The sequence below is a fragment of the Citrobacter sp. Cpo012 genome (assembly GCF_030333015.1).
Taxonomy (GTDB): domain Bacteria; phylum Pseudomonadota; class Gammaproteobacteria; order Enterobacterales; family Enterobacteriaceae; genus Citrobacter; species Citrobacter portucalensis.
Genome location: NZ_JAOWGR010000036.1, coordinates 117,384 through 130,943 on the forward strand (window position 1 = coordinate 117,384; position 13,560 = coordinate 130,943).

The 13,560-nt window shown below is 54.1% G+C and carries 14 protein-coding genes; 10 read left to right on the plus strand and 4 right to left on the minus strand.

Annotated elements, in window-relative coordinates:
* Positions 1 to 23 precede the first annotated feature (23 nt).
* A complete protein-coding gene (locus OGX90_RS07325) occupies positions 24 to 725 on the plus strand; it encodes a DnaA inactivator Hda (RefSeq protein WP_211924219.1) in 702 nt (233 codons plus the stop codon).
* A gap of 35 nt (positions 726 to 760) precedes the next feature.
* Here OGX90_RS07325 and arsC read toward each other — a convergent pair whose 3' ends face one another.
* Together arsC and bepA are read right to left on the minus strand one after the other, a co-directional pair.
* Positions 761 to 1,120, minus strand: a complete 360-nt coding sequence (gene arsC / locus OGX90_RS07330; RefSeq protein ID WP_003037937.1) for an arsenate reductase (glutaredoxin) — start codon at positions 1,118 to 1,120, stop codon at positions 761 to 763.
* Between the two features lie 122 nt (positions 1,121 to 1,242).
* Positions 1,243 to 2,706, minus strand: coding sequence for a beta-barrel assembly-enhancing protease (gene bepA / locus OGX90_RS07335; protein ID WP_008785438.1), 1,464 nt, complete (start codon positions 2,704 to 2,706; stop codon positions 1,243 to 1,245).
* A gap of 226 nt (positions 2,707 to 2,932) precedes the next feature.
* Between bepA and OGX90_RS07340 the strand changes: the two genes are divergently transcribed.
* The 4 genes from OGX90_RS07340 to iadA all read left to right on the plus strand — a co-directional run bounded on the left by OGX90_RS07340 (position 2,933) and on the right by iadA (position 6,461).
* A complete protein-coding gene (locus OGX90_RS07340) occupies positions 2,933 to 3,997 on the plus strand; it encodes an AI-2E family transporter (RefSeq protein WP_003037941.1) in 1,065 nt (354 codons plus the stop codon).
* A 226-nt stretch (positions 3,998 to 4,223) separates the two neighbouring features.
* The gene (locus tag OGX90_RS07345; RefSeq protein ID WP_286623646.1) at positions 4,224 to 4,823 is read left to right on the plus strand and encodes a hypothetical protein; all 600 of its coding nucleotides are present in this window, start codon (positions 4,224 to 4,226) and stop codon (positions 4,821 to 4,823) included.
* A gap of 1 nt (position 4,824) precedes the next feature.
* The gene (locus OGX90_RS07350) at positions 4,825 to 5,286 is read left to right on the plus strand and encodes a YjiG family protein (protein ID WP_003835099.1); all 462 of its coding nucleotides are present in this window, start codon (positions 4,825 to 4,827) and stop codon (positions 5,284 to 5,286) included.
* Positions 5,287 to 5,297: 11 nt separating this feature from the next.
* On the plus strand, positions 5,298 to 6,461 hold the full coding sequence (gene iadA / locus OGX90_RS07355) for a beta-aspartyl-peptidase (protein ID WP_079935146.1): 1,164 nt from the start codon (positions 5,298 to 5,300) through the stop codon (positions 6,459 to 6,461).
* A gap of 107 nt (positions 6,462 to 6,568) precedes the next feature.
* On the opposite strand, the gene bcp is transcribed toward iadA, so the two are convergent.
* Positions 6,569 to 7,039: a thioredoxin-dependent thiol peroxidase gene (bcp, locus tag OGX90_RS07360; protein ID WP_003835095.1), complete on the minus strand. Its 471-nt coding sequence runs from the start codon at positions 7,037 to 7,039 to the stop codon at positions 6,569 to 6,571.
* On the minus strand, positions 7,039 to 7,611 hold the full coding sequence (locus OGX90_RS07365; RefSeq protein ID WP_003037954.1) for a glycine cleavage system transcriptional repressor: 573 nt from the start codon (positions 7,609 to 7,611) through the stop codon (positions 7,039 to 7,041). The genes bcp and OGX90_RS07365 overlap by 1 nt, the downstream gene beginning before the upstream one ends.
* 145 nt (positions 7,612 to 7,756) lie before the next feature.
* Between OGX90_RS07365 and dapA the strand changes: the two genes are divergently transcribed.
* The 5 genes from dapA (at position 7,757) to OGX90_RS07390 (ending at position 13,534) form a co-directional block, all read left to right on the plus strand.
* Positions 7,757 to 8,635 (plus strand): 4-hydroxy-tetrahydrodipicolinate synthase, encoded by an 879-nt coding sequence (dapA, locus tag OGX90_RS07370; protein ID WP_003037957.1) that lies wholly within the window; start codon positions 7,757 to 7,759, stop codon positions 8,633 to 8,635.
* Between the two features lie 16 nt (positions 8,636 to 8,651).
* On the plus strand, positions 8,652 to 9,686 hold the full coding sequence (gene bamC / locus OGX90_RS07375) for an outer membrane protein assembly factor BamC (protein ID WP_234692696.1): 1,035 nt from the start codon (positions 8,652 to 8,654) through the stop codon (positions 9,684 to 9,686).
* Between the two features lie 111 nt (positions 9,687 to 9,797).
* Complete coding sequence (gene purC / locus OGX90_RS07380) at positions 9,798 to 10,511, plus strand: phosphoribosylaminoimidazolesuccinocarboxamide synthase (protein ID WP_003835086.1); 714 nt, start codon at positions 9,798 to 9,800, stop codon at positions 10,509 to 10,511.
* 128 nt (positions 10,512 to 10,639) lie between these two features.
* Positions 10,640 to 11,503: a KPN_02809 family neutral zinc metallopeptidase gene (ypfJ, locus tag OGX90_RS07385; protein WP_032944186.1), complete on the plus strand. Its 864-nt coding sequence runs from the start codon at positions 10,640 to 10,642 to the stop codon at positions 11,501 to 11,503.
* 15 nt (positions 11,504 to 11,518) lie between these two features.
* Positions 11,519 to 13,534 (plus strand): tRNA(Met) cytidine acetyltransferase TmcA, encoded by a 2,016-nt coding sequence (locus tag OGX90_RS07390; protein ID WP_234692697.1) that lies wholly within the window; start codon positions 11,519 to 11,521, stop codon positions 13,532 to 13,534.
* Positions 13,535 to 13,560 lie beyond the last annotated feature (26 nt).

A 13,560-nucleotide genomic window follows, 5' to 3' on the forward strand; every position in this document is an offset into this window, starting at 1 on the left:
TGAAATCCTGGGTTGAGGTATCTCTGAACACACCGGCACAGCTCTCTTTGCCACTTTATCTTCCTGACGACGAAACTTTCGCAAGTTTCTGGCCGGGGGATAACTCCTCTTTACTGGCTGCACTGCAAAACGTGCTGCGTCAGGAACATAGCGGGTATATTTATCTCTGGTCGCGTGAAGGCGCTGGCCGTAGTCATTTGCTGCATGCAGCCTGTGCGGAACTGTCCGCGCGCGGCGATGCGGTAGGCTACGTGCCGCTCGACAAACGCACCTGGTTCGTCCCCGAGGTGCTCGACGGGATGGAGCATTTATCGCTGGTTTGCATTGATAACATCGAATGTGTGGCCGGTGATTCGCTGTGGGAAATGGCGATCTTTGATCTCTACAACCGTATCCTGGAGTCGGGGAAAACGCGTTTGCTGATCACCGGCGATCGTCCGCCAAGACAGCTGAATCTGGGGTTGCCGGATCTCGCCTCACGCCTGGACTGGGGGCAAATCTACAAGCTACAACCGCTTTCCGATGAAGATAAGCTGCAGGCGTTGCAATTACGCGCCAGACTTCGTGGATTTGAACTGCCGGAAGATGTGGGACGTTTTCTGCTAAAGCGTCTGGATCGTGAAATGCGAACGCTGTTTATGACGTTGGATCAGTTAGATCATGCGTCGATCACCGCCCAGCGTAAGCTGACCATTCCGTTCGTAAAAGAAATTCTGAAGCTGTAAGCGCCGCAGCCGAGAAGACTGCGGCAGGTTGCAGGTTAACCGACGATTTCCAGTACCTGCTCAGGCGGGCGTCCAATTCGAGCCTGACCTTTGGCAACCACAATCGGGCGCTCCATCAGTTTCGGGTTTTCCACCATTGCCTGAATCAGCGCATCTTCACTCAGATTTTTGTCCGCCAGGTTAAGCGATTTATAGAGATCCTCTTTCTGGCGCATCAGTTCACGCGCGCTGGACATACCGAGCATTTGCAGCAGTTCGCGCAGGGTTGCTGCGTCAGCCGGCGTTTCCAGATACAACACCACTTCCGGGTCCACGCCGTTGGACTTCAGTAATTCCAGCGTTTCACGGCTCTTGGAGCAGCGTGGGTTATGGTAGATTTTAATCGCGTCTGACATGACTTCTCCTTGCATAACAATACTGCCGGATGGCGGCCAAAAGACCTTATCCGGCCTACATTTTGCGTCTGACGTAGGCCGATAAGACGCTACAGCGTCGCCATCCGGCAAGGGTTCGATAATTACATTTTCGTGTACGGTTTAAAGCGTTCTTGCAGCTGGCGTAGCTGGTCAATACGGGCATCGTATCTGGCCTGCTGCTGGCTACCCAGTTTCACCTGAGAGCTTGCGCTGCTGAGCATCGAAATAGCCTGATCCAGACGTCCCGCGAGGGCATACCCCTCCGCGCGCGCCGCCAGCTCCTGATCGCGGTTGCTCAGGTTGGCTTCTGTTTGCGCTAACAGATCCCAGCCGTTAGGGTCATCTTTATGGTTAAACGTATAGCGATTCAGGATGGTCGCCGCCTCTTTGGCTTGTCCACCCTGTAAATAGGCATTCGCCAGGTTGAGCTGCAGAACCGGGTTAGTGCGCAGGTCGCGGGCGTTTTTCAGGCGGTTAATGGCATCACTGGTTTTCTTCTGGCCGAGATCGATATCTGTTGCCAGGTCGAGATACCAGGCATTGTTAGGATCCGCCGCCAGCAGCGGTTGCAGCGCTTTACGCGCCTCGTCGTATTTACTGGCTTCCATCGCCTGCAATGCCCGGCCATACTGCGCCGCACGTTGCTCACGTACGTTGCCTTTCGACCAGCTACTCAGCAGGTCATCGGTCAACTGGTTACGACCAGAGTTGTACATGCCTAAGGTTCGTGCCTTAGCCAGATAAAAATCTTCTGACGACTGGACGACCACCGGGCGCATCTGGTTGGCGCGGTTACGGGCATCAGACAGACGGCTTTCCGGCAGGGGGTGAGTCAGCAAAATTTCCGGCGGACGCGAAGAGTAACGAGCCTGGTCGAGCAGTTTTTCCAGGAACGTTGGCATGGCCTGGGGATCGAATCCCGAGCGTTGCAGTACCTGAATACCAATGCGATCTGCTTCCTGTTCGTTTTGCTGCGTAAAGCTAATCATCCCCTGACGTGTACCCGCCAGTGTACCGGTCAGCGCCGCCATACCCGCCTGCGGGCTGGCCATTGCTAATAAAATTGAACCTAATGCGCCAACCCACGTTAGCGGTGCGCTACGTTTCTGGTCTTCCATGGCACGCGCCAGGTGGCGTTGCGTGACGTGGGAAATTTCGTGCGCCATAACCGATGCCAGCTGGCTTTCGTTGTCGGAATAGCGGAATAGTGCGGAGTGCAGGACAACGTTGCCGCCAAAGAAAGCAAAGGCGTTGATTTCATCGTTGTTAATCAAAAAGAAGGTGAAGGGCGTTTTTACCGAGTCGGCGTGCGAGACCAGACGCATCCCCAGCGCATTAATGTATTGGGTGAGCAATGGATCGTTAATTAATGGCGCACTGCCGCGCAGTTGGCGTACGTAATAATCGCCCATCTGCATTTCCTGTCCTATGGAAAGCGTACTGCCTGCCGACGTTCCCATATCAGGCAGGGTGTCCGCAGTATCAGCAAATGCGGGCGCAACCTGACCGATAGTCAGTGCGGCAATGAGGGTAGCAACCAGGTTTTTTTTCAACTGCCTGAACATAACCTCTGTCCTGTATTCTTTTTTGAGATAGCCATTTGACCGATGCTGTGAAGTATCGTTCACACTCCGCAAGCTTACGGAGTGTAACTGCGAAACCTGACGATGAACACCCAGGAAAAATGTCTTTTCACTTTGCGTAATCAGCTATAAAAAGCGAAGTCTTTTTTGTGACATTTCGATACAATTCGGGATCGCAATCCCGCTATTGGGTTCATGGAAGGGTTTTATGCTCGAAATGTTGATGCAATGGTATCGTCGCCGCTTTAGCGACCCCGAAGCCATCGCCCTGCTGATTATTCTTGTTGCCGGTTTTGGCATCCTGTTTTTCTTTAGCGGTCTTTTGGCGCCGCTGCTGGTCGCCATTGTGCTGGCGTACCTGCTTGAATGGCCGACAGTGCGGCTGGAACATATTGGGTGTTCACGGCGTTGGGCGACATCGATTGTGCTGGTGGTGTTTGTCGGTATTTTACTGCTGATGGCTTTTGTGGTGATGCCCGTTGCGTGGCAGCAGGGAATTTACCTGATCCGCGACATGCCCGGCATGCTCAATAAATTGTCTGATTTTGCCGCCACCTTGCCACGACGTTACCCGGCGCTGATGGATGCGGGCATCATTGATGCGATGGCGGAAAATATGCGCTCGCGAATGCTCACCATGGGCGATTCGGTGGTGAAATATTCGCTGGCCTCACTGGTCGGTTTGCTGACGCTGGCGGTTTACCTGGTTCTCGTCCCATTGATGGTGTTCTTTCTGATCAAAGATAAAGGACAGATGCTGAACGCCGTGCGCCGGGTGCTGCCGCGTAACCGCGGGCTGGCAGGGCAGGTATGGAAAGAGATGAATCAGCAAATCACCAACTATATCCGCGGGAAGGTGCTGGAAATGGTAGTGGTCGGCGTAGCGACCTGGCTCGGCTTCCTGCTGTTTGGTCTCAACTATTCGCTGCTGCTGGCTGTGCTGGTCGGGTTCTCGGTGCTGATCCCGTATATCGGCGCTTTTGTGGTGACGATTCCGGTGGTTGGCGTGGCGCTGTTCCAGTTCGGGCTTGGCACCGAGTTCTGGAGTTGTTTTGCTGTGTACCTGATAATCCAGGCACTGGACGGCAATTTGCTGGTTCCCGTGCTGTTCTCCGAGGCGGTCAATCTGCATCCACTGGTGATTATTCTCTCCGTGGTGATTTTCGGCGGTTTGTGGGGATTCTGGGGCGTATTCTTTGCGATTCCTCTGGCGACGTTAATCAAAGCGGTAATGCATGCCTGGCCGGATGGTCAGGTCGTTGACGAACCCTAATCTGCAAGATCCGGCGATATCATGTCGCCGGATCTGAACTTGTCTGACCTCTATCCACACTTTCTGAATAATCTCTTCTGCTGTCGTTTTTCTCCGCGTTTGTCTTTAACTTGACCATCGTGATGTCTTTTAGTCACACAAGGATTAAGGCCAACAGGAGAACAAAATGGGTCACAGCACACACACGCAGCAAAAGGTGGGATAGGGTGGTTATCTCGCTTTTTTTATTACGATTATTCTTTTTTCCGGCATGTTTGCGAAAAGTACCGAATGGTGGCGGGTCTTTGACTTCACCGTCCTCAACGGTGCGTTTGGGCAGATTAATGCTGCGGGCGACACGGCGGTCTCTTTTCGTGGCACAGGGGGGATGGGGGCAAAAGACGGCTTCTTATTCGCGCTTGAGCTGGCGCCTTCCGTCATTCTTTCGCTCGGGATTATTTCTGTCACCGAAGGGCTGGGTGGGTTGCGCGCGGCACAACAGCTGATGACGCCGGTCCTGCGTCCGTTACTGGGCATTCTGGGTATTTGTTCGCTGGCGTTGATTGCGAATTTGCAAAATACCGATGCCGCGGCCGGGATGACCAAAGAAATGGCGGAAGAGGGCATTATCACAGAGCAGGAACGCGCTATTTTTGCCTGCTGGCAAACCAGCGGCAGCGCATGCATTACCAACTATTTTTCTTCTGGCGCAGCGCTGTTTACGATGGTGACCGTTCCGGTGATTACGCCGCTGGCGGTGATCCTTGTCTTCAAATTTGTGGGCGCAAACCTGTTGCGTGTGTGGATCGCGCAGCTGGAAAATCGCCGTATGCCGCAGGAGGCGTGAGATGACAACGCAGGTACGTAAAAACGTCATGGATATGTTTATCGATGGCGCACGGCGCGGGTTTACCATTGCAACAACCAGTCTGTTGCCTAACGTGGTGATGGCGTTTGTGATTATTCAGGCGCTGAAGGTGACAGGGCTGCTCGAGGTTGTCGGGCGGGTATGCGAGCCGGTAATGGCTCTGTGGGGGCTGCCGGGGGAATCTGCCACTGTGCTGCTGGCAGCGGTGATGAGTATGGGAGGCGGCGTCGGCGTGTGCGCCAGCCTGGTTGTCGCCGGTACGCTTTCGGGACATGATGCCACGGTGTTGTTACCGGCTATCTACCTGATGGGAAATCCGGTGCAAAATGTGGGCCGTTGTCTGGGGACCGCGGGGGTTCATCCTCGTTATTACCCGCTAATTATTGCGGTATGCGTCATTAATGCGCTGCTCTCTATTTGGGTTATGCAGGTTATTGCCTGACAAGGAAGGTTATGAACTGTTCAATTCTTGATTTGACGTTGTTCCAGCAGGGACACGTGTATGCGCCGGAAGATTTAGGGCGACAGGATATACTGGTCTCCGGCAGCAAAATTGTTGCCATCGCCCCGTCAATTTCTCCTGAAGACTTTCCCGGTTGCGAGTGTATCAATCTTGACGGCGCGATTGTATGCCCAGGATTTATCGATCAACACGTCCATCTTATTGGCGGCGGTGGGGAAGCGGGGCCGCATACCCGCACGCCGGAAGTGCGCTTGTCACGGCTGGTTGAAGCTGGTGTCACGTCGGTGGTGGGTTTGCTGGGTACCGATGGCATTACCCGTCACCCTGAATCGCTGCTGGCAAAAACCCGCGCGCTGGAGTTTGAAGGTATCAGCGCCTGGATGCTGACCGGGGCGTACTCTCTGCCTTCCCCGACTATCACCGGCAGCATCGATCGCGATGTGGCGCTGATTGATAAAGTTATTGGTGTGAAATGTGCGGTTTCGGACCATCGTTCTTCAGCCCCGGATACCTCGGCGCTGGCAAATATGGCGGCGCAGTCGCGCGTCGGCGGGTTGTTGGGGCGCAAACCAGGGATCAGCGTTTTCCATATGGGCGACAGCCCGCGCATGCTGGAACCGTTGTACCAGATCCTTGACTGTTGCGATGTGCCGATTACTAAACTGTTGCCGACACACGTTAACCGTGCGGAACCGTTGTTCCAGGCGGCGCTGGAGTATGCCCGTAAAGGCGGTTATATCGACATTACCAGCAGCATAGATGAGCCCGTCGACCCGGCCACGGCTATCGCCACGGCGCTGCGCCAGAACGTGCCGCTGTCGCGCATTACCCTGAGCTCGGATGGCAACGGCAGCCAGCCGGAATTTGATGAGCTTGGCAATCTCACCGGCATCGGTGTCGCGGGGTTTGAATCACTGGCTGAGACGGTGCGCCAGTTGGTGAAGATTCATGCCATACCGCTGGAACAGGCGCTGTGTCCGCTGACGCGTACGGTCGCAGAATTTTTGGCACTGGAGCATAAAGGGCGTCTGGCGGTGGGATGCGATGCGGACATTCTGGTGCTCAACGACGCGCTGGAAGTTCATCACCTGTGGGCGAAGGGAAAAGCCGTAGTCAGGGAGCAGAAAGCGTGTGTGAAAGGGACGTTTGAGTAACCGGGCGGTCATCTGCCGGATGTCGACGCTAACGCGTCTTATCCGGCCTACGTGCGTGCATTTGTAGGCCGGATAAGGCGTTCATGCCGCCATCCGGCATTTCACGGTCAGGCGTTCTCTTTCAGCCAATTCATTACCACGTCGTGGTGGTTGCTGGTTTTGAAGTCATCAAACACATGCTCAATTTTCCCTTCGGCATCAATCAGGAAGCTGATGCGGTGGATGCCATCGTAGGTTTTGCCCATAAATGACTTCTCACCCCAGACGCCGAACTGCTCGCAAACCTGATGATCTTCATCGGACAGGAGCGTGAAATTCAGGACTTCTTTCTCCGCGAATCGGGAAAGCTTCTCTGGTTTGTCAGTGCTGATCCCCAGCACTTCAACACCCGCTTTTTTTAACTCATCCATGTTATCGCGCAGGCCGCAGGCCTGTACGGTACAGCCGGGTGTCATGGCTTTCGGGTAAAAATAAACCAGAACACGCTGTCCCTGGAAGTCGGTTAAATTTACTTGTTCTCCGTCTTGATCCGGCAAGCTAAATTTCGGTGCGATATCACCGGCTTTCAGTGGGTTCATTACTTAACTCCATCCTGTTCATCATGCTGTGAGTAATTGACGACGTTAATACTGCCTTGCGCATTGAGTTCTGTACAGAGTGCTTTAAACGCATCCTCAATATTTGCCGAATCATGTGACGCAGGACTATGTGCGGTAATTTGAATAAACAACTGCGCCGCCTTTCCATTCTCAGCCGGTTGCGTGCGTGAAACCAGTTCCGCAATATTCATTTGGTGGCTGTCAAACAGAGCGGTGAAGCGTTCAATCAAATGGGGAGAATCAGGGACATCGACCTGCACCCATACCGTAGCAGGCATTGCCGGACGGGGGCGCGCGGTCGTGCGCTTCATCACAATGAGTAAATCCAGCTCTGCGCCTTTTAATGGCAGGGTTGATTCAATCAGGGTGATGGCATTCCAGGTGCCCGACAGCAACATGATAAACGTGAACTCATCACCCAGCATGGCCAGTCGGCTGTCTTCGATATTACAGCCGCAACTGCTGACATGACGCGTGATGGTGTTCACAATTCCTGGGCGATCGGCACCCAGCGCAGTAATGACCAGATAGTGTTGCGATGACGATGTCAAACCTGTTCTTCCTTTGAGCGGTGAGGTAATCATAAGGAAAGCATAAAAAAAACATGCATACAACAATCAGAACGGCTCTGGTCGCTTGCTTTTATTGTCGTACCAAACGTACCATTGAGACACTTGTTTGCACAGAGGATGGCCCATGTTCACGGGAAGTATTGTCGCGCTTGTTACGCCGATGGATGAGAAAGGTAAAGTCTGCCGGTCGAGCCTGAAAAAACTGATTGATTATCATGTCGCCAGCGGCACCTCGGCGATCGTTTCTGTTGGCACCACCGGTGAGTCCGCCACCCTGAGTCATGATGAACATGGCGATGTGGTGATGATGACGCTGGAACTGGCTGACGGGCGTATTCCGGTGATTGCCGGAACCGGCGCCAATGCGACCGCGGAAGCCATTAGTCTGACGCAGCGTTTCAACGACAGCGGTGTTGTCGGCTGCCTGACGGTGACGCCTTACTACAACCGCCCAACCCAGGAAGGTTTGTTCCAGCATTTCAAAGCCATCGCTGAGCATACTGACCTGCCGCAAATTCTGTATAATGTGCCGTCCCGTACTGGCTGCGATATGCTGCCGGAAACCGTGGGTCGTCTGGCGAAAGTTAAAAATATTATCGCTATTAAAGAGGCCACGGGGAACTTAAGTCGCGTTCACCAGATCAAAGAGCTGGTTTCGGACGACTTTATTCTGCTCAGCGGTGATGACGCGACCGGACTGGATTTTATGCAGCTCGGTGGTCATGGCGTGATTTCCGTAACGTCTAACGTTGCGGCACGTGATATGGCTGAAATGTGCAAACTGGCGGCAGCCGGGCAATTTGCCGAGGCGCGGGTGATTAACCAGCGTCTGATGCCGTTACACAACAAACTATTTGTCGAACCCAATCCTATCCCCGTGAAATGGGCGTGTAAGGAGTTGGGACTTGTGGCGACCGATACGCTACGTCTGCCGATGACGCCAATCACGGACAATGCTCGTGAAATCGTCAAAGCGGCGCTTAAGCATGCCGGTTTGCTGTAAAGTTTAGGGAGATTTGATGGCTTACTCAGTACAAAAGTCGCGCCTGGCCAAGGTTGCGGGTGTTTCGCTTGTTATGTTGCTCGCGGCCTGTAGCTCTGACTCGCGCTATAAGCGCCAGGTGAGCGGTGATGAATCCTATCTGGAGGCCGCACCGCTTGCTGAGCTTCATGCTCCAGCTGGGATGATTTTGCCGGTTATGTCGGGCGACTATAATATCCCGGTAACCAACGGCAGTGGTGCCGTGGGTAAAGCGCTGGATATTCGTCCACCGGCTCAGCCGTTAGCATTAGTCACCGGTGCTCGCACACAGATCGCGGGTGATACGTCGACATTACTGGTGGAAAACGGTCGTGGCAACACACTGTGGCCGCAGGTCGTTAGCGTCATTCAGTCTAAAAACTACACGATCACCAAACGTGATGATGCCAGCCAGACGTTGACCACCGACTGGGTTGACTGGAACCGTCTGGATGAAGACGAGCAGTACCGTGGACGTTATCAAATCTCGGTTAAACCGCAGGGCTATCAGCAAGCGGTAACGGTGAAACTGGTTAACCTCGAGCAGACGGGTAAACCCGTAGCCGATGCGGCATCAATGCAGCGCTACAGCGCTGAGATGATGAACGTTATCTCTGCTGGTCTGGATAAAAACGCCACCGACGCCGCGAATGCCGCGCAGAACCGCTCTGCAGCCACCATGGATGTTCAGAGCGCCGCCGATGACACCGGTTTACCAATGCTGGTGGTACGTGGGCCGTTCAACGTGGTGTGGCAGCGTCTGCCGGCAGCGCTTGAGAAAGTGGGGATGAAGGTAACCGACAGCACCCGTTCTCAGGGCAGCATCGCGGTGACCTACAAACCACTGTCCGATAGCAACTGGCAGGAGTTGGGCGCAAGCGATCCGGGTCTGGTATCCGGCGACTATAAACTGCAGGTCGGTGATTTAGACAACCGCAGCAGCTTGCAGTTTATCGATCCGAAGGGGCATACCCTGACGCAAAGCCAGAACGACGCGCTGGTCGCCGTCTTCCAGGCAGCGTTCAGTAAGTAAAAATAAAGGGCTGGATAACTCCAGCCCTTTTTTTCTGATATGATACGCAAACGTGTGCGTCGGCAGAAAAACGCAATATTTATCGTTAATTCACACCCAGGAGTAATAAAGATGCAAAAGCAAGCTGAGTTGTATCGTGGTAAAGCGAAGACCGTATACAGCACGGAAAACCCGGACCTGTTGGTGCTCGAATTCCGCAATGATACGTCAGCAGGGGATGGCGCGCGCATTGAACAGTTTGACCGTAAAGGCATGGTGAACAACAAATTCAACCATTTCATTATGACTAAACTGCAAGAAGCGGGTATTCCTACCCAGATGGAGCGACTGCTTTCTGATACCGAATGTCTGGTGAAAAAACTGGAGATGGTACCGGTTGAATGTGTGGTACGTAACCGCGCGGCAGGCTCTCTGGTTAAGCGTTTAGGCGTTGAGGAAGGTATTGAACTGAATCCGCCGCTGTTTGATCTGTTCCTGAAAAACGATGCTATGCACGATCCAATGATTAACGATTCCTATTGCGAAACTTTTGGTTGGGTGAGCAAAGAGAATCTGGCACGTATGAAAGAGCTGACCTACAAAGCTAACGACGTGCTGAAAAAGATGTTTGATGATGCTGGTCTGATTCTGGTCGACTTCAAACTTGAGTTTGGTTTGTATAAAGGTGAAGTGGTCCTGGGTGATGAATTCTCACCGGACGGTAGCCGCCTGTGGGACAAAGAAACGCTGGATAAAATGGACAAAGATCGCTTCCGCCAGAGTCTGGGCGGCCTGATCGAAGCCTATGAAGCCGTCGCGCATCGCCTGGGTGTGAAGTTAGACTAATCTTCCCCTGAGCCGGCGATCGCTCTCCGGCTCATTAACCCCACCTGATTTGATTACTATTTCTTATGGTAATCCTGTTCCGAACCGCCTACGATCATCATCATAATGAATAAAAAGTTGAGGTGATTATGCGCTGGCAAGGGCGTCGTGAAAGTGACAACGTGGAAGACAGACGAAACAGCTCTGGCGGCCCCTCTATGGGTGGGCCTGGTTTTCGTCTGCCCAGTGGTAAAGGCGGCATCATCCTGCTGATTGTGGTGCTGGTGGCGGGTTACTATGGCGTGGATCTCACCGGGCTAATGACTGGCCAGCCGGTCTCCCAACAGCAATCATCACGCTCCATCAGCCCAAACGATGATGAAGCGGCAAAATTTACCTCGGTGATTCTGGCTACAACAGAAGACACCTGGGGACAGCAGTTTGAAAAAATGGGTCGCACCTACCAACAGCCGAAGCTGGTGATGTACCGGGGCGCGACGCGTACCGGCTGCGGTGCGGGTCAGTCCGTGATGGGACCGTTTTATTGCCCGGCAGATGGTACGGTTTACATCGACCTTTCATTCTATGACGATATGAAAAACAAGCTGGGCGCTGATGGTGATTTTGCTCAGGGCTATGTTATCGCCCATGAAGTGGGTCACCACGTGCAGAAACTGCTGGGCATTGAACCGAAAGTTCGTCAGATGCAGCAGAATGCCTCACAGGCAGAAGTGAACCGTCTTTCCGTTCGAATGGAACTGCAGGCAGACTGCTTTGCCGGTGTCTGGGGTCACAGCATGCAGCAGCAGGGCGTACTGGAGTCTGGTGACCTGGAAGAGGCACTGAACGCCGCACAGGCCATTGGTGACGATCGTCTGCAACAGCAGGGACAAGGACGTGTCGTGCCGGACAGCTTTACTCACGGAACCTCTGAACAGCGTTTTACCTGGTTCAAACGCGGTTTTGATAGCGGCGATCCGGGGCAATGTAATACCTTTGGTAAAGGTATTTAAGATACTGAGGCAGGGATGTCCGATAACACGGCGCTGAGCGCGTTAACCGAACAAATGACCCACGAAGGGATCCGTCGTCTGCTGATTATCAGCGGCGAGGATAACTGGTGTCAGGAACAGGCATTAGCGCTACGTAGCACGTTACCCGGCGACTGGCTGTGGGTAGGGGAGCAAGCCCCTACCGAGCCGTGCTGTACGCCGCAGGCGCTAAAAACATTATTAGGGCGCGAGTTTCGTCATGCGGTTTTTGACGCAGGGCAGGTTTTTGACGCTGCGGCGTTTGCCGCCTTAAGCGGCACACTGCTTGCTGGCAGTTGGCTGGTTTTGCTGACCCCACCCTGGCATTCCTGGCACACGCATCCGGACGCGGATTCACTACGCTGGAGCGATTGTGCTGAACCTATCCCTACACCGCACTTTATTGAACACGTCAAACGGGTGATTTCCCGCGATAGACAGGCTCTGCACTGGCAGCAGCATCAGCCGGTTTCCTGTCCGCACTTTCCTGCTCGCGCAGCCTGGCACGCGGCAACCGGCGAACCCCAGCCAGAACAGGCGATGGTATTAAATCAATTACTGGCTATGCCTCCCGGTGTGGTTGCGGTGACGGCCGCACGGGGTCGGGGCAAGTCCGCTCTGGCAGGGCAACTCATAGCGCGGATTAACGGCACTGCGATTGTGACAGCGCCTGCCAAAGCGGCAACGGATGTGCTGGCGCAATTTGCCGGAGAGCGTTACCGTTTTATGGCCCCGGATGCGCTGTTAAGCAGTTCTGCAATCGCAGACTGGCTGATTGTGGATGAAGCCGCCGCGATCCCCGCGCCGCTGCTGCACCAACTGGTGGCGCGTTTTCCTCGTACGCTGTTAACCACTACAGTACAAGGCTACGAGGGAACGGGGAGAGGCTTCTTGCTGAAATTCTGTGCCCGCTTCCCCAATCTTCAACGCTATGAGTTGCAGCAACCGGTACGCTGGGCGCAGGGATGTCCTCTGGAGCAAATCGTCAGCGATGCGCTGGTGTTTGATGATGAAACGTTCACGCATGCCCCATTGGGGGAGCTTCACTTCTCGGCATTTGAGCAACAGTCCTGGCATGCTAATCCGGCGCTGCCGTTAGCGGTATACCAGCTGCTTTCTGGAGCGCATTATCGCACCTCGCCATTGGACCTGCGGCGAATGATGGACGCGCCTGGACAGCATTTTCTTCAGGCATCAACCGCTGACTCCGTAGCGGGAGCCGTCTGGTTGGTCGATGAAGGGGGACTATCCGCGGAATTAAGCCAGGCCGTCTGGGCCGGATATCGTCGACCGAGAGGGAATCTGGTTGCGCAGTCGCTGGCGGCGCACGGTGGTGACCCGTTGGCGGCGACGCTCGTCGGGAGACGGGTCAGTCGAATTGCGGTTCATCCTGCGCGCCAAAGAGAAGGTATTGGGCAACAGCTGATTATGCTGGCCTACCGCTATTCCACATCGTGTGACTATCTGTCGGTCAGTTTTGGGTATACGGCTGAACTATGGCGTTTCTGGCAACGTTGCGGTTTTGTGCTGGTGCGAATGGGAAATCATCGGGAAGCCAGCAGCGGCTGTTATACCGCCATGGCGTTACTTCCCATTAGCGAAGCGGGGAAACGCCTTGCCGAGCGGGAGCTCCTGCATTTGCGCCGTGATGCGGAAATCCTTGCGCGATGGAACGGTGAGAGCATTCCGCTGGTCCCGCTGAAAGAGACTACGCTTAATGAGGATGACTGGGCTGAGCTGGCTGGGTTTGCCTTCGCGCATCGGCCATTATTGACGTCGCTAGGCTGTCTGAGTCGTCTGCTTGAGCACAGTGAGTTACCTCTTCCGGCCTTGCGCGGACGCATCCAGGCTAAACGTAGCGACGCCGAATTGTGCCAACAGCTCAAGATTTCTGGTCGTAAAGCGTTGCTGGTCATTCAGCGCGCCGAAGCGGCACAGGCATTAAATCAGCTGGATGCAGAGCGTGAACAGCGGCTACATAATCGCATTATGCAATGGCAATTTTTTCACTAACTTCTTCAATTTCCTGGCATGGTCAT

What these genes read in the sequence shown, in the direction of transcription:
- arsC (WP_003037937.1), bottom strand. Translation starts at nt 1,120, where the DNA reads ATGTCAGACGCGATTAAAATCTACCATAACCCACGCTGCTCCAAGAGC.
- bepA (WP_008785438.1), bottom strand. Translation starts at nt 2,706, where the DNA reads ATGTTCAGGCAGTTGAAAAAAAACCTGGTTGCTACCCTCATTGCCGCA.
- OGX90_RS07340 (WP_003037941.1), top strand. Translation starts at nt 2,933, where the DNA reads ATGCTCGAAATGTTGATGCAATGGTATCGTCGCCGCTTTAGCGACCCC.
- OGX90_RS07350 (WP_003835099.1), top strand. Translation starts at nt 4,825, where the DNA reads ATGACAACGCAGGTACGTAAAAACGTCATGGATATGTTTATCGATGGC.
- iadA (WP_079935146.1), top strand. Translation starts at nt 5,298, where the DNA reads ATGAACTGTTCAATTCTTGATTTGACGTTGTTCCAGCAGGGACACGTG.
- bcp (WP_003835095.1), bottom strand. Translation starts at nt 7,039, where the DNA reads ATGAACCCACTGAAAGCCGGTGATATCGCACCGAAATTTAGCTTGCCG.
- dapA (WP_003037957.1), top strand. Translation starts at nt 7,757, where the DNA reads ATGTTCACGGGAAGTATTGTCGCGCTTGTTACGCCGATGGATGAGAAA.
- bamC (WP_234692696.1), top strand. Translation starts at nt 8,652, where the DNA reads ATGGCTTACTCAGTACAAAAGTCGCGCCTGGCCAAGGTTGCGGGTGTT.
- purC (WP_003835086.1), top strand. Translation starts at nt 9,798, where the DNA reads ATGCAAAAGCAAGCTGAGTTGTATCGTGGTAAAGCGAAGACCGTATAC.
- ypfJ (WP_032944186.1), top strand. Translation starts at nt 10,640, where the DNA reads ATGCGCTGGCAAGGGCGTCGTGAAAGTGACAACGTGGAAGACAGACGA.
- OGX90_RS07390 (WP_234692697.1), top strand. Translation starts at nt 11,519, where the DNA reads ATGTCCGATAACACGGCGCTGAGCGCGTTAACCGAACAAATGACCCAC.